Annotated in this window: 9 protein-coding genes; 5 read left to right on the top strand and 4 right to left on the bottom strand. The window is 70.8% G+C overall.

Features of this window, described 5'->3' with window-relative positions; genetic code table 11:
- The first annotated feature begins 2 nt into the window (after positions 1–2).
- The 5 genes from ACWDR4_RS28690 to ACWDR4_RS28670 are packed head-to-tail and all read left to right on the top strand — an operon-like array spanning position 3 to position 5,385.
- Positions 3–956: a succinylglutamate desuccinylase/aspartoacylase family protein gene (locus ACWDR4_RS28690; RefSeq protein WP_450412983.1), complete on the top strand. Its 954-nt coding sequence runs from the start codon at positions 3–5 to the stop codon at positions 954–956.
- Positions 953–2,407, top strand: coding sequence for an aldehyde dehydrogenase family protein (locus tag ACWDR4_RS28685; RefSeq protein WP_450412982.1), 1,455 nt, complete (start codon positions 953–955; stop codon positions 2,405–2,407). The genes ACWDR4_RS28690 and ACWDR4_RS28685 overlap by 4 nt, the downstream gene beginning before the upstream one ends.
- A complete protein-coding gene (locus ACWDR4_RS28680; protein ID WP_450412981.1) occupies positions 2,404–3,342 on the top strand; it encodes an aldo/keto reductase in 939 nt (312 codons plus the stop codon). Before ACWDR4_RS28685 ends, ACWDR4_RS28680 begins: the two co-directional genes overlap by 4 nt.
- A gap of 55 nt (positions 3,343–3,397) precedes the next feature.
- Positions 3,398–4,063, top strand: coding sequence for a haloacid dehalogenase type II (locus ACWDR4_RS28675; protein ID WP_450412980.1), 666 nt, complete (start codon positions 3,398–3,400; stop codon positions 4,061–4,063).
- Positions 4,064–4,092: 29 nt separating this feature from the next.
- Entirely contained in the window at positions 4,093–5,385 is a 1,293-nt protein-coding gene (locus ACWDR4_RS28670) for an NAD(P)/FAD-dependent oxidoreductase (RefSeq protein WP_450412979.1), read from the top strand.
- A 67-nt stretch (positions 5,386–5,452) separates the two neighbouring features.
- Here ACWDR4_RS28670 and ACWDR4_RS28665 read toward each other — a convergent pair whose 3' ends face one another.
- The 4 genes from ACWDR4_RS28665 to ACWDR4_RS28650 all read right to left on the bottom strand — a co-directional run bounded on the left by ACWDR4_RS28665 (position 5,453) and on the right by ACWDR4_RS28650 (position 20,332).
- Complete coding sequence (locus tag ACWDR4_RS28665; RefSeq protein ID WP_450412978.1) at positions 5,453–6,325, bottom strand: TauD/TfdA dioxygenase family protein; 873 nt, start codon at positions 6,323–6,325, stop codon at positions 5,453–5,455.
- 26 nt (positions 6,326–6,351) lie between these two features.
- A complete protein-coding gene (locus ACWDR4_RS28660; RefSeq protein WP_450412977.1) occupies positions 6,352–15,681 on the bottom strand; it encodes an amino acid adenylation domain-containing protein in 9,330 nt (3,109 codons plus the stop codon).
- Positions 15,678–19,676 carry a non-ribosomal peptide synthetase gene (locus tag ACWDR4_RS28655; RefSeq protein WP_450412976.1) on the bottom strand — a complete coding sequence of 1,333 codons (3,999 nt, stop codon included), beginning with the start codon at positions 19,674–19,676 and terminating at the stop codon, positions 15,678–15,680. The genes ACWDR4_RS28660 and ACWDR4_RS28655 overlap by 4 nt, the downstream gene beginning before the upstream one ends.
- Positions 19,677–19,942: 266 nt before the next feature.
- Positions 19,943–20,332: a signal peptidase I gene (locus ACWDR4_RS28650; protein WP_450412975.1), complete on the bottom strand. Its 390-nt coding sequence runs from the start codon at positions 20,330–20,332 to the stop codon at positions 19,943–19,945.
- Positions 20,333–20,334 lie beyond the last annotated feature (2 nt).

Raw genomic sequence — 20,334 nt, 5'->3', positions numbered from 1 at the left:
ACATGTACTCCATCGGTCCGCTGACCGTCGCCCCCGGCGAGCGCGCCCAGGGCCTCATCCCGGTCGGCACCAGCACCTACGGCGTGGACCTCGGCATACCGGTCATCGTCGTCAACGGCACCGAGGACGGCCCGGTGCTCTGCGTCGACGCGGGTGTGCACGGCGACGAGTACGACGGCCAGGAAGCCATCCGCCGCGTCCTCGCCGAGACCGACCCGGCCACACTGCGCGGCACCCTCGTCGGCATCCCCTGCATGAACACCCCGGCCTTCGAGGCCGCCGCCCGCACCAGCGGCCTGGACCACCTCAACCTCAACCGCATCTTCCCGGGTGACGCCGACGGCTCGTACTCCCTGCGCCTGGCCGCCACCTTCGTCGAGCAGGTCGTCCCGGTCATCGACGCCCTGGTGGACCTGCACACCGGCGGCACCTTCGGCGAGATCGCCCCGCTCGCCATCCTCCAGGGCGGCTACGAGGAGCTGGCCACGGACCTCGCCCTCGCGGCCGGTCACGAGCTGGTCTGGAAGGGCGGCAAGTGGGGCGGCACGGTCCGCCACCCCACCCTCGCGGCGGGAAAGCCCGCCATCACCATCGAGGCCGGCGGCGGCACCTACCGCGAGGCCAACGTCGAACTGCACATCGACTCCGTCCGCAACATCATGCGGCAGCTCGGCATGACCGACGGCGAGGCGAAGCTGCGCGACAGCTACACGACGGTCTCCGGAACCTTCGCCCGCTCCGCCGCCGGCGGCTTCTTCCTCGGGCATGCCGCGCCGGGGGAGACCTGCAAGGAAGGCGACCTGATCGCCCACATCGTCGACCACTACGGCAACACGCTGGAGGAGGTCCGCGCCCCCCAGGACGGCATCGTGCTCTGGGTCCGCCGGATCCGCACCGTCCACCCCGGCGACGAGGTCGTCATCTTCGGCGAGGTGCAGGGGGAGATCCGGCCGTGAGCGACGACACCCGGCTCCTTCTCGTCGACGGAAAGCAGGTCCCGGCCACCGACGGCCGCACCTTCACCGTCCTCGACCCCTCGGACGGGACGACCATCACGCAGGTGGCGCTCGCCGGTGCCGAGGACGTGGACCAGGCGGTGGCGGCGGCCCGGGCGGCCTTCACCGCCCCCGAGTGGGCGCGGATGCGAGCCGCCGACCGGGGGCGGCTGCTGAACCGCATCGCCGCAGCGATCCGATCCGACGGTGAGCGGCTGGCCCGGCTGGAGAGCCGGGACGTCGGCAAGCCGCTCAGCCAGGCGAAGGCAGACGTCGAGGCCGCCGCCCGCTACTTCGAGTTCTACGCGGGTGTGGCCGACAAGCCCGGCGGCTCCACCATCCCGCTCGGCCCCGGCCTCCTCGACTACACCGTCCGCGAGCCGATCGGGGTCTCCGGCCAGATCATCCCGTTCAACTACCCGCTCCAGAACACCGCGAGGGGCTCGGCCCCGGCCCTGGCCGCAGGCTGCACCGTCGTACTCAAACCCTCCCCGGAAGCCCCCCTGACCCCGCTGGAGATCGGCCGCATCGCCCTCGAATGCGGCCTCCCGCCAGGGGTGTTGAACGTCCTGCCCGGCGACGGCGAGACCGGCGCCGCCCTCGCCGGACACCCGGGCATCGACCAGGTCACCTTCACCGGTTCGGTGCCGACCGGCATCAAGGTCGCCCAGGCGGCGGCGGCCAACGTGGTGCCCGCGGTCGTGGAGTTGGGCGGCAAGTCACCGGTCGTCGTCTTCGCCGACGCCGACTTCGACCTGGCACTGGGCGCCGTGGCGGGCTCCGCCTTCGGCAACGCCGGACAGACCTGCTCGGCCGGCACCCGGATCCTGCTCCAACGCGGCGCCGAGGAGTTCCTCGACAAGCTGGTCGCCCATGCCGCCTCGCTGCGACTGGGCCCCGGCCTGGCCGACCCCGACGTCGGATCGCTGGTCGCCGCCCGCCAACGCGACCGCGTGCAGGGCTACTTGGACCTGGCCCGGCAGGAGGGCGCCGATGTGCGCACCGGGGGCCGAGCCCCCGTCGACCCCGCGCTCGCCGACGGCTACTACATCGAGCCGACCGTCCTCACCGGCCTGACGAACCAGTCCCGTTGCGCCCGCGAGGAAATCTTCGGCCCCGTCGTCACCGTCATCGAATTCGACGACGCCGAGGAAGCTCTGCAGATCGCCAACGACACGCCGTACGGCCTGGCTTCGTACGTCTGGACCCGCGACATCGACCAGGCGCTGCGCATGGCCGAGGGCATCCGGGCCGGCCAGGTCTACGTGAATGCCACCGGCGTCGGCACGGGCGTGGAACTCCCTTTCGGCGGCTACAAGCACAGCGGCTGGGGCCGGGAGAAAGGGCTGGAGGCCCTGGCGAGCTACACGCAGACCAAGAACGTCTGCATCGGGTTCGGAGACCGGTCATGAGATACCGCACGCTGGGCGCACGCGGCCCCACCGTCTCCGTGGTCGGCGTCGGCGGCAACAACTTCGGCTCCCGCCTCGACGAGGAGGGCACGAAGGCCGTCGTGCACGCGGCCCTCGACGCCGGGATCACCCTGTTCGACACCGCCGACATGTACGGCGGGTTCGGCGAGAGGGGCGGCTCGCGCGGGGACGGGGAGCGGCTGCTGGGCGCGGCGCTCAAAGGCCGGCGCGACGGGGTCGTACTGGCCACCAAGTTCGGCATGGCGATGGGGCCGGCGGCCGACCGACACGGCCCGCGGGGGGCACGTCCCTACATCCGCCACGCCGTCGAGGCGTCGCTGCGCCGACTGGGCACCGACCGGATCGACCTGTATCAGTACCACGAGCCGGACGGTGTCACCCCGCTCGACGAGACGGTCGCCGCCCTGCGTGAACTCGTCGACGAGGGCAAGATCGGGTACGTCGGCTGCTCCAACCTCCCGGCCGAGCAGCTCTCCGAGGTGTTCGTGTCCACCCAGGCCCGCTACCACCTGCTCGACCGTAGCGCGGAGGCCGATCTGGTCCCCGCCTGTCTGCGCCACGGGCTGGGCCTGCTCCCTTATTACCCGCTGGCCAATGGTCTGCTCAGCGGCAAGTACCGACGCGGCGAGCAGCCCCCGCCCGGCAGTCGGCTGTCCTGGCGCCAGGGCTGGCTCACCGACCAGGCCCTCGACCGGGTCGAGGCGCTCACCGCGTACGGCGCCGAGCGCGGCCTGACGCTCCTCCAGGTCGCGGTGGGCTCACTCGCCGCCCTGCCGGCCGTCGGCTCCGTCATCTGCGGCGCCATGACCCCCGACCAGGTCACCGCCAACGCGGCGGCGGCCGACCGGATCCCCGACGCGGCCGACCTGGCCGCACTCGACGCGATCGTCACCCCCGGCGAACGCGTCGTCTGAAGCTCTAGACCCACCTCAACTCCCCCTGAAGACCCGCGAATCGAGGCTGAATTTCATGCGAGAGATCGTCACCTTCGACGCCTACGGCACCCTGATCGACTTCCAGCTCGGACCCACCACCCTGAAGGTTCTCTCCGACCGGCTGGACCTGGACAACCTGGATGTCGACGAATTCCTCGACGACTTCCGCGTGATGCGCTTCCAGGCGGTCCTGGAGGCGTACCGCCCCTACCACGAGGTCCTGCACTCCAGCCTGGAGACGGCCATGCGGCTGCACGGCCTGGAGTACCGCACGTCGGACGGCGACGCGCTGGTCGAGGCCGTCCCCGCCTTCGGCCCGTTCCCCGAAGTCCCCGACGCCCTGCGGGCGTTGAAGTCCCGCTACGAGATCGCCATCATCTCCAACACCGAGGACCGGCTGATCGCGCGGAACGTCGAGAACATCGGCGTCGAGTTCGACCACGTCATCACCGCCGAGCAGGCGGGGGCGTACAAGCCGGACCGCCAGACCTTCGAGCACGCGTACAGGACGATGGGTGTCGAGCCGTCCCAGGTCATCCACACCGCCCAGGGCTGGGAGTACGACCTCATCCCCACCCGAGACCTGGGTCTGAAGCGCCGCGTGTGGATCAACCGCTACGGCCGCCCCGGCAGCGCGGACTACCAGCCGTACGACGAGCTGCCCGACCTGTCGGGCCTGCCGGCGCTGCTCGGCTGCTGAACTTTCGTACGGATGTGAGGACGCACTCCATGAAGCAGATCCCCTACTGGCTCGACACCGCTCCCGCCCTGCCCGACCGCTCCGGAAAGGACCTGCCCGACGAGGCGGACGTGGTGGTCGTCGGCGGCGGCCTCACCGGCCTGTCCACCGCCTACCACGCCGCGCGCAAGGGAGCCCGCGTCGTCCTCGTCGAGAAGGACAAGGTCGGCTCGGGCGCCTCAGGGCGCAACGGCAGCATGTGCACCCAGGGCATCACCATCGGTGTCGGCGAGGCCCGCAAGCGCTTCGGCCAGGAACGGGCCCGTGAGTTGTACGACGCCTTCCGCGAGGCGGTCGACGTCGTCGAGGAGCTGACGCAGAAGGAGCAGATCGACTGCGACTTCCATAGAGCCGGCCGCCTCGGAGTGGCGTACAAACCACAGCACTTCGAGGCGATGAAGGCCACCCAGCGCGACCTCGCGGAGAACTTCGACCACCACACCACCCTGCTCTCCCGCGGCGAACTGAAGTCCGAACTCGGCTCGGACTACTACCACGGCGCCCTGCTCGACCCGCTGAGCGCCGCCCTGCACGTGGGCAAGTACGTCCACGGCCTGGCGGAGGCCGCCGAACGCGCCGGCGCGGAGATCCACGAGCGCAACGCGGCAACGGGCCTCACCCGCCTCCCGGACGGAGGCTTCCTGGTCGAGACCCTGCATGGCACCATCCGCGCCAAGCAGGTCATGGCCGCCACCGACGCCTACACCGACAAGGCGCTGCCGTGGTTCCGCAAGCGGCTGATCAACGTCGGCAGCTTCATCGTCGTCACCGAGCCGCTGGGGGAGGAGCGCGCCCGCGAGCTGATTCCCAAGGCCCGACTGGTGGTCGACTCCAAGAACATCGGCCACTACATCCGTCTCACCCCCGACAACCGCCTCGCCTTCGGCGGCCGGGCCCGCTTCGCCCCGTCCAACCCGGCCTCCGACGTCAAGAGCGGAGACATTCTGCAGCGGGAGATGGCGGAGATCTTCCCGCAACTGTCCGACGTGCGGATCGACTACGTCTGGGGCGGCACGGTCGGCTTCTCCTGGGACCGCCTCCCGCACGCGGGCGAGGCCGACGGGGCCAAGGGCCTCTACTACTCCATGGGGTACTGCGGCCACGGCGTCCAGATGGCCTCCTACATGGGCCGCGCGGTCGCCGAGATGATGGACGGCAAGCCGGAGGCCAACCCCCTGCGCGGCCTCGGCTTTCCCAAGGTCCCCGTTCCCTTCTACAACGGCACCGCCTGGTTCCTGCCGTTCGGCGGCGCCTACTACAAGGCCAAGGACCGCCTGACCTGAGGAGGAACAGGTGAGGCGTCGTACGCGGGACCGAGGGCCGTGCACGACGCCGCACCCCTTCAGGACATCACCCCTTGACGGGGCCGCCGTTGATGGCGACGCGCTGGCCGTAGCGGGCGTAGGGGTAGTAGTCGTACGTCGCGTGGTGCTGGACGCACCGGTTGTCCCAGAAGACGAGCGTGCCCGGGGTCCAGCGGACGCGGCAGTGCAGGACCGGCCTGCGGGCGATGATGTCGAAGAGCAGGTCGAGCAGGGCCCGGCTCTCGTCGGGGGAGAGCTGCGGGATGCGGCTGGTGTAGGCCTTGTTGACGTACAGCAGTTTGCGGTCGGTCTCGGGGTGCCGGGCGACGAGGGGGTGTTCGCTCTTGGGGATGACGTAGTCCGGGGGCAGCGCGTATCCCGCCAGGGCCTGCGCGCCGTCGTGTATCGCGGTCAGCGGGTCCAGCAGGGCGCGCATCGCCGGTGAGAGCATGCCGTAGGCGAGGTGCATGTTGGCGAAGAGGGTGTCCCCGCCGCATCCCGGCTCGGGGGTCTCGGTGATGTAGAGCATCGACCCCAGGGACGGTTCGGCGTCGGCGGTGCCGTCCGCGTGCCAGCCGTTGCCCGCCACGTTCGCCGAGGCCGACGTCGTGCGGATCTCCAGGATGCAGGGATCGCCCTCGGGCGGCGGCGGGTTGACGGCGCGCAGTTCGCCGAAGGCGGCGGCGAAGCGCTTGTGATGCTCGGCGGTGATCGTCTGATCGCGGAAGACGAGGACGTGGTGGTCGCGGAAGGCGGCCCGGATCTCCTCCAGTTGCTCCGCCGGGATCTCCTGCGACAGGTCGACGCCTGAGACTTCCGCTCCCAGAACGGGAGTGATCCGCTCGACGGTGAGCGTGCGGTAGGGGTACGCGGGACGAGTGGTCACCGCTTCCAGCGCTTCGAGTTCGTATGACTCCATGTCAACCTCCAGAGGCGGGGCGGGGTTTACAGGTCAGCGGTCCCGCGGGCACCGGCACCCGGGGACGCCAGCGTCGCCCTGATGGTCTCGGCCACCGTGTCCACGTGGGGTGCCGCGACGATGCCGTAGTGGTCCGTCGGCAGATATCTGCGTACGGCGGACGGAGGCAGGCAGGTGTTCCACTGCCGGTCCGGCTCCTGAGGGTCCGCGGGGGTGGGCATGCCCGCCGTGGGGTGTTCGGCCAGCCACAGATACGTGGGGACGGAGACGAGTGGCCGTACGCGATGTTCCCCGAGGCTGCGCAGGTTCGCGCGGCAGCAACGGGCCAGCCTCTCGGCGTACGCCTGTGCGTGCTCGGCCGGCAACGAAGAGGCGCCGGCGCCGAGTTCGGCGGCGAACACCCTGTCCAGGTGAGCCTCGTCGTAGGCGGCGACCAGTGCTTCCGCCTCGGGCGGTGGCGGATCCAGAAGGTGGAGCGCATCCAGTGGCCGACCGGCCGACTCGGCGAGGCCCGCCATCTCCATCGCCACACGGGCGCCGTAGGACCATCCGGCCAGGTGAAGCCGGTGGCCCGGTCCGCCGAAGCGCTGACGTAGCTCCGCGTCGTAGTGATGGGCCCGCTCGGTCAGTGACCACACGGGCATCCCGGTGTCGCGGAGTGCCGGGTCGGCGATGAGGCACACCGTCGGCGCGGGGCCGAGCGCTGCCACCAGGGAGCGGTAGGCCTGGATGTCTCCGCCCACGGGGTGCACCAGGCACAGGACGGCCGGACCGGTTCCCTCCTGCCAGATGTCGAGGACGACCCGGGAGGTGCCCCCGGCCGCCTCGGTGGTGGGCTCGGCGGAGGTGAGGGCCGCCTCGATGTGTTTCAGGATCTCGGTGAGGCTGACGCGGTGGCTGAAGGAGGCCAGGTCGAACTCGACGCCGTGGTCGTCCTCGATCCGGGCGATCAGGCTGATCAGGGTCAGCGAGTCGGCGCCCAGGTCGTAGAGGGAGTCCTCGGGGTCCAGTTCGTCCACGCCCAGCAGATCCTGGATCACCCGGGCCATGGTGTCCGCCCGCTCTCCGGAACCGCCGGCGGCGGAGGCTTCCTCCTCTCCGTCCGTCGGGTGCATCGGTCCGGAACGCGACGGCGGGGCCGCGATCCCGGTGGGAGCGTAGAAGGACCGGGAGACATCGATGTCGGTGGTGGACACGAGGAGTTGAGGCAGTTGCAGGGCGAGAGCATGCGCGAAGACCGCTTTGCCCTCCTCGACGGTCAGGCCGACCGCGAGGTGGGCCTGATGGCGGCTGTCCGGGTTCAGGACCCGGGTCGCCATTCCGGTCTCGCTCCAGATGTCCCAGTCGATGCCGATCCGGACGGTCGTCTCCGTCTCGGTGGCCCGGTGGCGGGCGAAGCCGTCGAGAAGGCTCGCGCCGGCCGCGTAGTCGCTCTGGCCGACACCGCCGAGCAGGGCGGACATCGAGGAGCAGTAGACCGCGACCTCCGGGCGGAAGACTCCGATCAGGTGCTCGACGACGAGTGCGCCCCGCTCGCGGACCGCGCCGGCGTCACGCATCGCGGTGGCGTCACGGCGTACGAGCAGCGCGCCGTGTCCGAGACCGGCCGCGTGGATGACGCCGTCCAGCCGTGACGTGTGGCCGGCCACGGCCGCCGCCACATCGTGGACGGGCATGGTCGCGAGATCCGCCGGGACGAGGCCGATGCGGTGGGACCATCCGTTCAACTCCTCCGGCAGCCGCGGGTCTCTCGACAGCAGCAGGACGCGACCGCGGGTGTGTTCGAGCAGCCAGGCGGCGATGGCGCGGCCGATGCCGCCCGTGCCGCCGAGAACCAGGTGGACGGTGTCCGCTCCGGCCGGTACGAGGGACCTTGTCCCCTCCGGTTCCGGTACGGGTATGGTGCCCGGCCGCCACCAGTAACCCTGCCGCAGCGCGAGCTGGCGCGGTAGATCCGGTCCGTCGGGATGACCGGTTTCACGTGTTCCGGCGATGATCGAGGCCACGTGTCCGGCCCAGCGGGTGAGGTCGCTGTCGGGGAGGTCGAGCCAGTGGCCGGTCAGGGCGGACTCCTGAGGGGCGACCTCGACCGGCCCCGCGAGGAGCGCCAGTTCGGGTCTGTCCACCGTGCCTGTCACGGGCCGGGCGCCGTACGACAGCCACCACACACGGGGGGAGCCGTTTCTCCCGGTCAGTGCCTGGGCCAGGGCCGCCGTGCTGTCCAGGCAGGTGTGACGGGCGTGTTCCAGGGCGTCGGGACCGACCGGCCCCGTCACGTCGAGGGGCAGGGCGTGCACCCACTCCGTGTCGGAGGACGCGGGGACACCGTCTTCGGACAGCGCGTCGAGCAGCCGGCGCAGAGACGCCGGGTCGGCGGGGTCCACGGCGTAGGCGTTCGGTCCTCTGCGGGCGAAGGCGGCGGCCGGGTGCACCCGTATCAGCCGCGATGCCACTGCCTCGAAGGGCGCGAGCGCTGTCCGCGGAGTGTTCTCGGAGGCTACGACGACCACGGTGGACGCGCGCCCGGCCGACACGCTGGTGTCCGCGACGGCGGCACGGCGCAGCCGGACCCAGTGCGGCTGGTGCAGCCAGTTCTCCCGGGGAAGCCGCCGGGGTGTGGCGGCCGGGACCTCGCGAGGCTTCTCGGGCAGCCGGTCGAAGTCGTGTTCCGTGAGGGAGAAGGACGGTGGAGGGAAGTCCCAGGGCGCCGGAGCGGAGCCCGCCCCCCAGTCGACCGGGCGTCCCGCGGCCCAGTCCTCGGCGAGGTCGTGGGCCGTGCGACCGGCCGCGGAGACCGTTGTGGCGTCCGGGTCCGCGGTACCGGGCGGCACCGCTCCCGCGGCCACCGCGCGCAGCCAGCGCTCGGCCGCGGCAACGTCCGTCACGGGTGTCGCGGCCCGCAAACGGCGAGCGACCCGCCCGGCCTGGAGATGACGCAGCACGAACTCGTAATGGTCTGGCTGGAGTTGGAGGTAGTCGGCGATCCGCGCGGCGTCGGCGGCGAGGGCTTCACCCGTGGAGGCTGACAGCACCAGGCACTCGGGTACCTTGCGGGTCGCCACCGGTCCGGGCGCGGTGTCCTGCTCCACGATGACGTGGGCGTTGGTACCGCCGATCCCGAAGCTGCTGACCGCGGCCACCCGTTCGCGTCCCTCGGGCCAGGGCGTGGCCTCGGCCGGGACGTAGAAGGGAGCGGGATCGGGGCCGATCTCGGGGTTGAAGGCACGGAAGTTGAGGTTGGGCGGGAGCGTCCCGTGGTGCACGGCGAGGACCGCGCGTACGAGGCCCACCACACCGGCGGCCGCTCCCATGTGGCCGAGCTGGCTCTTGACGGAGCTCAGGGCGCAGCGGCCGGACTCACTCACGTCGAACGCCTGCCGAAGCGCTCCCACTTCGATCGGGTCGCCCAGCCGGGTGCCGGTGCCGTGTGCCTCCACATAGCCGAGGTCGGCGCCCGCGCGTCCGGCGCGGGACAGGGCGGTCCGGATCACCTCCCGCTGTCCGGCGAGGGACGGCGCGGTGTAACTCATCTTCGCCGCACCGTCGTTGTTGATCGCGGAGCCCGTGATGAGTGCGTAGACGGTGTCGCCGTCGCGCCGTGCCCGCCGCAGCGTCTTGAGGACCACGACGCCGACACCGCTCGCGCCGACCGTGCCGGTGGCGTCGTCGCTGAAGGGCCGGCAGTCGCCGTCCGCGGAGAAGATGTGCTGCGGGCGGTAGCGGTAGCCGCCGGTCAGCCCGGGGTCGATGAGTACTCCTCCGGCGAGCATCACGTCGGCTTCGCCCTGCCGGAGCAGACCGGCGGCGAGGTGCACGGCGACCAGAGAGCTGGAGCAGGCTGTCTGGGCGCTGAAGACGGGGCCGGTCAGCCCGAGGTGGTACGCCACCTTGGTGGCCAGGAAGTCCTTCTCGTGGTGGAGGGCGAGCTGGAAGCCGTCCGGCAGCCGTTCGGGGTCCGCCTCGCGCAGCAGGGACTGGAAGTAGGTGTTCTCCCCGGCGCCGGCCACCAGGCCCACCCGGCCAGCCGAGGCGTCCGCCACTCCGGCGTGCGCCAGGGCCTGCACGCCGGCCATCAGCAGGTGACGCTGCTGAGGGTCCATCAGACGTGCTTCTTGGGGGCTGATGCCGAAGTGGCCCGGGTCGAAGCCGAGCATGCCGTCGAGCGTGCTGTGCGCGCCGACGACTCCTTCCGGTGCGTCGATGCGGCGGATTCCGGTGCCGCCGGAGACCACCAGATCCCAGAAGGCGGCCAGGTCCGGGGCGCCGGGCACCCGTACGGCCATGCCGACGACCGCGATCGGCTCGCCGGGTTCGTCGGGTTCGGGGGGCTCGTCATTCTTCGCGGCCGACGGGGTGAGCGACCGCGGGGTCGTGAGGTGGCGGGCCAGGGCGCGGACGGTGACGTGTTCGAACAGATCCGCGACGCTGAAGCGCAGACCGAGTGCCGTGGTGCAGCGCAGGTGGAAGCGCATCAGGGCGAGACTGGAGGCACCCGCCTCGAAGAAGGTCTGGTCCGGCGCGATCACCGACCCGGTGACCTCCTCGAAGGCGGCGGTGAGGCGCTCCTCCTCGGCCGACAGGCCCGTGCGGGTGAGCGCGGAACGACGTATCTCTACCCCCGGTGCCCGGGCGACCGACTGCCGGTCCAGCTTGCCGCTGGGTGTGCGGGGCAGTCTCTCCAGCCTGCGGAAGCGGTCCACACGTACGTAGGAGGGCAGCAGGGCGGACAGATGCGCGGTCAGCTCGTCGGCGGACGGCGTTTCGCCACGGATCTCCAGGCCGGCCGTCAGCTGCTCTCCGTCACGTGTGACGACGGCGTTGACCACCGCCGGATGGCGCAGCAGGGCCGCCTCGACGGAGCCGAGTTCGAGCCGGTGCCCGCTCAGTTTGATCTGCTGGTCCTCGCGGCCCGCGTAGTGCAGCAGGCCCCCACGGTCGAAGAACGCCCGGTCACCGCTGCGGTAGAACAGGCCCGCCCCGGGGAGTTCGACGAAGCGGGTGTCGTCCGGTGCGGGTTCGTCGAGGTAGCAGCGGGTGGTCATGGTGCCGCCGATCAGCAGCTCGCCGGTGCGCCCGGTCGGGACCGGGTCGCCCTGTGCGTCCACCACACGCAGATCGGCGCCTGCCACCGGACGTCCGATGGCGGGCCGCTCGGGCCACTGCCCAGGATCTCCCTCCAGACACAGGGCGCTCACCACATGGGTCTCGGTCGGCCCGTAGTGGTTGAACAGGCGCGCGCCGGGGAGTCCGGCGAACCAGCGCCGGATGCTGTCCGTGCACACCAACTGCTCGCCCGCGGTGACCACTTCGCGCAGCCGGGAGGGATACCTGTTCAGGCGGACGGCGTACTCGGCGAGCAGGTGCAGGGCCACATAGGGCATGAAGATCCGCTCGGTGCCCGCGGAGTCCAGCCGGTCCAGGAGCGCAGGCACGTCCTGACGCCACTCGGGACGAATGAGCTGGAGGGTGCCACCCGTGCACAGCGTCCCGAAGATCTCCTGGAAGGACACGTCGAACGCCAGCATCGAGAACTGCTGGGTGGCCGCGGGGGCGGTCAGGCCGCCGGGACCGGACTGCCACCTGATCAGGTCGCACAGTGTGCGGTCGTGGATCTGCACGCCCTTGGGGACGCCGGTGGAGCCGGAGGTGAACAGCGTGTACAGGGGCCGGGCGCCGTCGTGTGCCGACGCGTCGATCGTGCGCCGGCCATACGTCTGCCCGTCGTACGACGCGCTCGTGAAGTCGCCCTTCACCGGCGCCGGGACCGCCGGTTCGACGAGGTGGTGCACCACACCGTCCGGGAGCAGCGTGTCCAGCGTCGGCGAGCCGTCCTGCGTGGCCAGGACGCACAGCGGGTCGATCTGTTCCAGGACGCGGCGCAGCACGTCGGCCGGGTAGGAGGGGTCGAGGGGGACGGCGGTGACGTTCAGCCGTGCCAGCGCCAGCAGCGCCACCACGTGCTCGACGGAGGGATCCAGGTACAGTGCCGCCCGGCAGGGGCTGCCGTCGGCCGGGATCGGGTAGCGGTCGGCCAGTTCCGTGGCGAGTGCCGCGGCCCGGGCGCCGAGGGCCGCGTAGCTCAGGGTGAAGCCGTCGGCCGTGACGACGGCGGGGGCGTGCGGAGTGCGGTCGACCTGCCGGCCGAAGCCTTCGGCGATCGTGCTGAAGCCGGTGTCCGGGGCGGGGCCGCGCCCGTGCTCCGGAAGGGAGCGCCGGTACGGCAGGACGAGCTCCCGGGCGGTGGAGCGGCCACCGGCCGCGAGCGCGTCCACGCCCCGCCGGAACAGCTCCGCCATCGCCTCGACGTCCTCGCCGGTGAACCGGTCCTCGGCGTACTCCCACAGCACGTCGAGGCCGTCCGCGTGCTCCACCACGGAGACCGTCATCGGACACTTGGCCTCCGGCGCCGCCCACCACAGCGGGCGCTGGGCGCAGCCGGGCAGCCGCAGCGCCCCGAAGTCGGTGTTCTCCAGGACGAACAGAAAGTCGAACGGCGTGCTGTCGCCGACGCCCTCCCAGCCGGTCAGGACGTCCGTGAGCGCCACGTCCTGGCGTCCCAGTACCCGCCCTGTTTCGGTCCCGGTGCGGGCGAGGTGCGAGCGCAGGTCCGCACCGGGCGCGACGGCCAAGGGCAGCAGTACGGTGTTCGCCATCATGCCCGTGCTGTTCTCGAACTCGCGCACCGGGCGGCCCGCGACCGGGGCGGCAACGCGCGGGCGGACCAGGCCGGTCACGCCGTACAGGCACCAGGAGAACACGCTCAGCAGGACCTGGAAGCGGGTCAGTCCGAACTCGGCGCACAGCTGGTCCACTTGGGCCCGCCGAACGACGTCGAGCGACATGTGCAGCAGGCGCGCCCGAGGTGCCGGACCGGCGTCCTGGGCGGGCAGCGGCTCCAGCGGCTCCTCCAAACCCCGGTAGAACGCGAGGAGTTCATCGCGTTGCGCCCGGTAGGCAGGGCTCGCGAACCGGTCGGTCTGCCAGACGGCGAAGTCCAGCGGGGTCGGAGCGGGTGCCTCGGGCCGGCCGCTTTCGGCGTAGGCGGCCGACAGGTCGTGCAGCAGGATGCTCAACGACCAGCCGTCCACGGCGATGTGGTGCAGGTGAAGCAGGAGCGTGCCGCCGCCGTCACGCGGCAGCCAGCAGGCTCGGAACATGCGGGGGGCGGCGAGGTCGAAGGGCTCGGCGAAGAAGGTGTTGGCGAAGGCGTGCGCTTCCTCCTCGTCCCAGGCATGCTCGGGGCCCGGTTCGTGCCAGGGGTCGTACGGCTCTCCGACGGTCTGCTCCAGGCCGTCAGGCCCGAGGCCGAAGCTCGTCCGCAGCGCCTCGTGGCGTGTCACCAGGCCGCGCAGCGCTCGCCGGAGGCCGGCGGTGTCGACGGGTCCGTCCACGTGGAAGGCCTGGTTGACGGAGTAGGCCCGGGAGCCCGGGGTACGGCGCTGCAGCAGCCACAGCCGCTGCTGTTCGCTGCTGGCGGGCGCCGAGCGGGCACCGGAGACCAACGGTGTCGGCAAGGCACTCTCCTCGCCGGGACGGACCGTGGCGACCGACCGGGCGACGGCGGCCAGGTCGCCGTGCAGGACGGCCGCCTGGGACAGCTCGCGGCCCCATCGCTGTCGTACGGCGAAGCAGAACCGGAGCGCCTTCAACGAGTCACCGCCGCTGGCGATCCACCGGTCGCCGAGCCCGAGGCCGGTGGTGCCGAGTATCTCCTCGGCCAGTTCGACGACCCGGCGCTCCGTCTCCGTCATGGCCGGTCCCTCGGAGCCGGGGGAGGCGGGCCGCCAGGGCCGGTCGGCCTGCCGCAGCAGGGCGGCCTGGTCGATCTTGCCGTTGGCGTTGAGCGGCAGCTCGGCCACGAGATGAATCCGGTGGGGGCGCATGTAGGCGGGCAGGTGGGCCGCCAGGTGACTGTCGAACTCCTCGTAGGACAGTTCCTGACGGAGGACGACGAATGCCAGCAGTTCGTGGGGCCCCTCCTGGTCCGCGCGGCGCGTGCACACGTAAGCCCGTTGGACCGCCGGGTGGGCGCCAACGCGCCGTTCCACCTCGCCGGGCTCGATCCTGAAGCCACGGACCTTGACCTGGCGGTCGGTTCGTCCGACGTACTCCACCAGGCCCTCGTCGTCCACCCGTACGAGGTCACCGGTGCGGTAGTGCCGTTCCGCGCCGCCGTCCAGCCACGTGAGCCGCACGAAGCGCCGCTCGGTCTCCTCGGGGAGGTTGCGGTATCCGGCGGCGAGCCCGGCTCCGCTCAGCAGGAGTTCGGCGACCTCACCGGGTGCGGCGACCCGCTCCTGGCCCGGCACGACCAGGACGGCACCGGTCTGCGGCAAGGGGCGGCCGATCGGCACCACGGCCCCGTCGAAGTCCCGGGGGATCGGATGGCACAGGGCGAAAGTGCTGGCCTCCGTCGGTCCGTAGCCGTTGAGCAGGCGGGTGTTGCTGTCGGGGTTGTCGCGGTACCAGCGGCGTATCGTGCGGGCGTCGAGCTGCTCGCCGCCCACCAGAACCTCGCCGGCCGCGGCAAAACAGTCCGGCACGGCCGTGACCACCGCGTTGAACAGCGCGGCGGTGACGAAGAGGGTGTCCACTCTCCCGTGCCGCAGTACCGCGGCGAGCCGCTCGGGAGTCCGTACGTCCCCGTCGTTCAGGATGACGCAGCAGCCACCGGTCAGCAGGGGCACCCAGACTTCGAAACTCAGCGCGTCGAACGCCGGATTGGCCAGGCAGGCATAGCGCAGACCGGGCTCGACGCGGATGTAGCCGGGTTGTGCCAGTCGCAGGACCCCTGCGTCTCGGACCTCGACTCCCTTGGGCTGCCCCGTCGTTCCGGAGGTGTAGAACAGGAAGGACACCTCGCCGGGGGCGGACGGTGCCTCCACGGCGGCCACGGCTGCCGCGGGGTCCGGGAGTTCGGGCAGAAGGGTGTCCGCGGCGAGCGCCTTCACGTGCTGCGGGAGCCCGGTGACGCTCTCGGTCGTCTCGTGCACCAGGGCGACCGCAGCGGAGTCCCGGAGGATGAAATGACGGCGTTCCGTGGGGCTCTGCGTGTCGAGGGGCACGACCCGCGCCCCCAGCCGCAGAATGCCCAGCATCACGCAGACCAGCCGCCACGACCGCGGCAGCGCCACTGCCACGGCCTGCCCCGCGGTGACGCCCAGGCGCTCCAGCTCCTGGGCGACGCCGGTGGCCGCCACGTTCAACGTCGCGTAGTCGAGGCCGACTTCGCCGTCGACGACCGCCTCGGCGTGTGGCGTGCGAAGAGCCCGCCGGTGAATCTCAAGGGCTATCCCGGCCGGGGCGCCCACGTCCTCGGCCACGTCGGTGGGGGATGTTTCGACGTGCGGGTTCATCGTGCCTCCGACGTGCCTGAAGGTGTGGTGCACTCCGTCTCGCCCTGGCGGGGGTCGGAGGTCAGGCGGTGCAGTTCGGCGGTGAGGACGGCGGAGACGCGGGGCAGTTCGTCGCTCTCCAGCATGTCCCAGTGACCGCAGGCGACCGGCTCGACCACGAACTCGCCGTCGGCGCGATGCCGCCAGAACGCGCGTAGACGAGCGGCGGCGTTTTCGGCGTCCGCTTCCTCGTCCTCGACGGCCGTCGCCTGCATCAGCACGACACGGGCGGGCGATCGGGGTACGGCGTAGTCGCGGCCTGTCTCGCGGTGGTGGTTGTAGACGTTCAGGTACCGGGCCACCTGGTCGTCGTCGATGCCCGGGTACATGCCGTTGAAGCGCACCAGCTTCTCCCGGAACTCCTCCATGCCGACCGGTGCGATCGCGGCGCGCTGCTCGTCGTCCTGGGCGCCGTGGGTGTCGAGGAGGACCACGCTCACCTTCTCGTGTCCGGCCGCCACCAGGCGGCGGCCCATCTCGTACGCGATGAGACCGCCGTAGGAGAGCCCGCACAGCACCAGTGCCTCGTCGGTGCGGGGAGCGACGAGCCGCAGGTACTCCTCGGCCATCGCCTCGACACCGGGCAGGGTGGACTCACCGGGATTGATGCCGGGTGCCTGTAGTCCCACCACGCCGATGTCGTCGGCCAGTTCGGCGGACAGGGGGAGGTAGCAGAACGCGGTGCCGCCGGCGGGGTGCACGCACACCACGCGCTGTCGCCCGTCGCCCGCACGGAATTCGACCAGGTTGCCGGGTTCCGTGGACCGCGCGGTGTCGCTCCCGTTGCCGCGCACCCGTTCGGCGAGCGCCTCGATGGTGGGGTGCAGCATGACGTCCCGGACGGGCAGGGCGACGCCCAGTTCCTCCTGGACGGCGGACGCCATCTTGATCGCCGATATCGAAGTGCCGCCCAGCTCGAAGAAGTTGTCGCCGATACCGATGTCCGGGTGCAGCAGCACCCCGCGCCAGACCCGGTACAGCGCCATCTCCACATGGTCGCGAGGTGCGGCCGTGTTGACCTGCCCGGCGCGGGTTCCCGCCGTGGCCCGCAGCACCTCGGTCCGGTCCACCTTGCCGCTGCGGTTCAACGGCAGCCGCGGGAACTCGGCCACCACAGCGGGGATCATGTAGTCCGGCAGCCGGTCCTTGAGGGCCGCACGCCACTCGTACGGCAGCCGCGTGGCCCCGGTGTCACATCCCACGCCGGCGACCAGGCGAGGGCCGCCGGGGGAGTCCCGGTCGGCCAGGACCACGGCCTCCCGCACTCCGGGTACCGCCAGCAGAGCCGCCTCGACCTCGCCGGGTTCGATACGGAATCCGCGCAGCTTGAGCTGGTCGTCGCGGCGGCCGACGTACTCGGCGTTGCCGTCCGGCAGCCAGCGTGCCAAGTCGCCGGTGCGGTAAAGGCGTTCACCGGGGACGAACGGGTCCGGCACGAAGAGTTCGTCGGTGAGGTCGGGGCGGTTCAGATATCCACGGGCCAGACTCGCTCCGCCGAGGTAGACCTCTCCGGGGACCCCCACGGGCACAGGACGCATGCGGTCGTCGAGCAGGTACAGGCGGGTGCCGCGCAGGGGCCGCCCGATGGGACACGACCGCTCGTAGGGCTGTGGGTCGGTGTAGGCGGTGGAGTAGAGCGTGGCCTCGGTCGGGCCGTAGCCGAAGCAGATGCGCAGGCCGGGCAGCAGGTCACGCATGCGGTGCAGGGTGTTCTCCGGCAGGGATTCCACTCCGGTCAGGAGCTGGCGCAGGCTCGATCCGGCCAGGCGTGCGGCCGGATCCTCGCCGATCCACAGGACGTAGGACGGAGGCAGGAACGCCTGGGTGACCTTGCGTTCGCGCATCCAGTCCAGCAACGCCCGTGGGTCTCCACGGAGTTCGTCGGGAACCAGGTGGAGCACGGCGCCGGTGGCCAACGGGACGAGGAGTTCGTGCACCGATGCGTCGAAGCCGATGCTCGACCAGGCGGAGGACGCCTCGCCGGGGGCGTCCCCCATGAGTTCGCGCCAGTGGTCGAAGAGATTGACGACGCTGGCGTGCGTCACCGCCACGCCCTTGGGGCGGCCGGTCGATCCCGAGGTGTAGATGACGTAGGCGAGCCGGGTCCGGTCCACGTCGATGACCGGTGCCTCGTCCTGCGACCCCTCTGCCTCCACCTTCGCCAGGTGCTCCCACAGCCGTCCGTGGCCGTCCGCGGTGTCCCTCTCGTCGGTCAGCACGAGGATCGGTGCGGCGTCGCTCACCATGGCGCCGAGCCGCTCCGGGGGCTGGCCGGGGTCAAGGGGCAGGTAGGCGGCTCCGGACTTGAGGATCCCGAGCACGCCGATGACGAGGTCGGCCGTACGTCCGGCGTGCAGGCCCACCACACGATCGGGACCGGCACCGCGGGCGATCAGCGCATGGGCGAGACGGTTGGCCCGGCGGTCGAGTGTCGCGTAGTCCAACTCCACGCCATCGGCCACCACCGCACACTGCCCGGGGCGTTCTCGGACCTGCGCGGCGAAGCGCTCCAGTACGTCTGCCGACGCCGGGTCGGCCACGGTGGGCCCTGTGCTGAAGTCGGCGAGGAGCGCCCGCTGCTCGTCCTCGTCGAGCAGTGTCAGGTCGGCGATCTCGGCATCGGGCCGCTCGGTCATCAGCCGCAGCACGCGCAGGAATTGACGTATGAACCGTTCGATCGTCGCCCGGTCGAAGAGCGCCACCGCGTAGTCGAGCTCGCCGGTGAGGTGCCGCCCCTCGTCGGCCAGGGCCAGGACCATGTCGAACTTCGCGGGTACGTGGGCGGCGTCCTCCCGCAACTCGACCTGCAGGCCCGGAAGTTCGAGTTCCTTCCGCATGGACGGCACCCAGGCGAACCCGGTCTGGAACAGGGCTGTGTAGGAGGGGCTCCGCGGTGGGTTGACCAGTTCGACGACTCGTTCGAAGGGGAGATCGACGTGCTTGAGGGCGTCACGGATCCGCTGGTTCACCCGCTTCAGGGCATCCTTGACGCTGGGTGAGCCGGAGAGGTCCGCGCGCAGGGCGAGGGTGTTGACGAAGAGGCCGATCAGGCCCTCGACGTCGCCGCGCCGGCGGTTCGACGTGGGGGCGCCGACAACGATGTCGTCCTGCCCGGAGAGCAGGGACAGCAGCACGGACCAGCCGGTGAGGACGGTCGCGTAGAGGGAGACATCGTTGTCGGCGGCCAGCGCGCGCAGAGCTCGCGTCAGATCCTCGTCGACGGTCACGCGCGACCGATCGCCGTGGAAGTCCTGCTCGGGCGGGCGGGGCCGATCGGTGGGAAGGGAGATCACGGCCGGGGTGCCGGCCAGTGCGGTGGTCCAGTAGTCGGCGTGCGAGGCGGGCTCGTCTCCCGACATCCACTCCCACTGCCAGCGCGTGTAGTCCCGGTACTGCCAGGTGAGTTCGGGCAGCGGGACGTCCTGCCCCTGCTGAAGCGCGGAGTACATCACGCCCAGTTCTTTGAGCAGCAGGGAGCGGGACCAGCCGTCGAAGACGATGTGATGCGCCATCAGGATCAGTACGTGGTGGTGCGGTTGGAGCGCTATCAGGCAGCCGCGCACCATGGGCTCCTTGCCCAGGCGGAACGGGGTGCCCTCCACCTCCGACCGTATGCGCGCGAATCGTTCGGCCGCGTCCGGCAGTCCCGTCAGATCCTCGAAGGTCACCGGGAACCCCGTGTCCGGCGGATCGACGACTTGAAGAGCCGAACCCTCGAAGGGGACCAGCCGGGTGCGCAGGACCTCGTGCCGGGCCGTGAGCAGATGCAGCGCCTCGATGAGCAGGTCCCGGTCCAGCGGTCCCCGGATATCGAAGGGCATCGGCTCGTTGTAGGCGGCGCTGGCGTCTCCGTCCATACGTGCCATGACCCACAGACGCTCCTGCGCCAGCGACAAAGGCGCGGGTTTTATCTCTTCGCCGGAATGATTACTGACTGCGATTCGGGGTAAAAACACGGGTTACCCTTCAGGAGAAGAGAACGCGGCGAAAATCGGTAAAGCGCGAGCGGCTATCCGGCCTGGTCAACGCTGCCGTCTGCGGACGGTTCTGTTTATTCGGGCCGCCCGCATGGTGGCCCATTTCAGTTGATGCTAAATGCGCTTCGATTGGGTGGTCAACCGTGACCAATACCACACCCAATCAGTGAGGGAATACTGTTTGCACTCGGCATGCGACATTAAGGGGCTTGCCTGAAGATAGCGGACCACACGGGGTCAATGGTTCACTTCGGTCGTGCCGCGCTCTCCCCGTCGGGAACGGCGTATCCGGAGACAGAAGGCCATCGCAAGGTCATGACCACGGAGTCGTCCTCGGCGAACCAGGAGTGATCCACTCCCTGGCCCCAGACGACGTAGTCGCCCTGCTGCTCCAGCAGCACGCTGCGGCCGGGGAACTCCATACGGAAGCGTCCCGTGATGAGAACCAGCAGAGCCGTCCGCACCTCGCCCTGCACCCACTGCGCTCGTTGCTCACCGCGTGGATGGACACCCCATTTCACCTCGACGGCGTCACTGTGACGGGGATCGCCCTGCTCCATGAAATGCCCGAGCAGCCATCCCCGGTTCACTGTCGCGTCCTTGCCCGCATTGCCTACGTACACGCCGTCATCCATGA

The sequence above is a fragment of the Streptomyces sp. NPDC000878 genome (assembly GCF_053599695.1).
This window is presented reverse-complemented; position numbering and strand designations above follow the sequence as displayed.

Bases quoted from the DNA above. Each gene is read 5' to 3' on its own strand.
- ACWDR4_RS28690 (WP_450412983.1), top strand. From the start codon at position 3: ATGTACTCCATCGGTCCGCTGACCGTCGCCCCCGGCGAGCGCGCCCAG.
- ACWDR4_RS28665 (WP_450412978.1), bottom strand. From the start codon at position 6,325: ATGGAGTCATACGAACTCGAAGCGCTGGAAGCGGTGACCACTCGTCCC.
- ACWDR4_RS28675 (WP_450412980.1), top strand. From the start codon at position 3,398: ATGCGAGAGATCGTCACCTTCGACGCCTACGGCACCCTGATCGACTTC.
- ACWDR4_RS28650 (WP_450412975.1), bottom strand. From the start codon at position 20,332: ATGGATGACGGCGTGTACGTAGGCAATGCGGGCAAGGACGCGACAGTG.
- ACWDR4_RS28660 (WP_450412977.1), bottom strand. From the start codon at position 15,681: ATGAACCCGCACGTCGAAACATCCCCCACCGACGTGGCCGAGGACGTG.
- ACWDR4_RS28680 (WP_450412981.1), top strand. From the start codon at position 2,404: ATGAGATACCGCACGCTGGGCGCACGCGGCCCCACCGTCTCCGTGGTC.
- ACWDR4_RS28670 (WP_450412979.1), top strand. From the start codon at position 4,093: ATGAAGCAGATCCCCTACTGGCTCGACACCGCTCCCGCCCTGCCCGAC.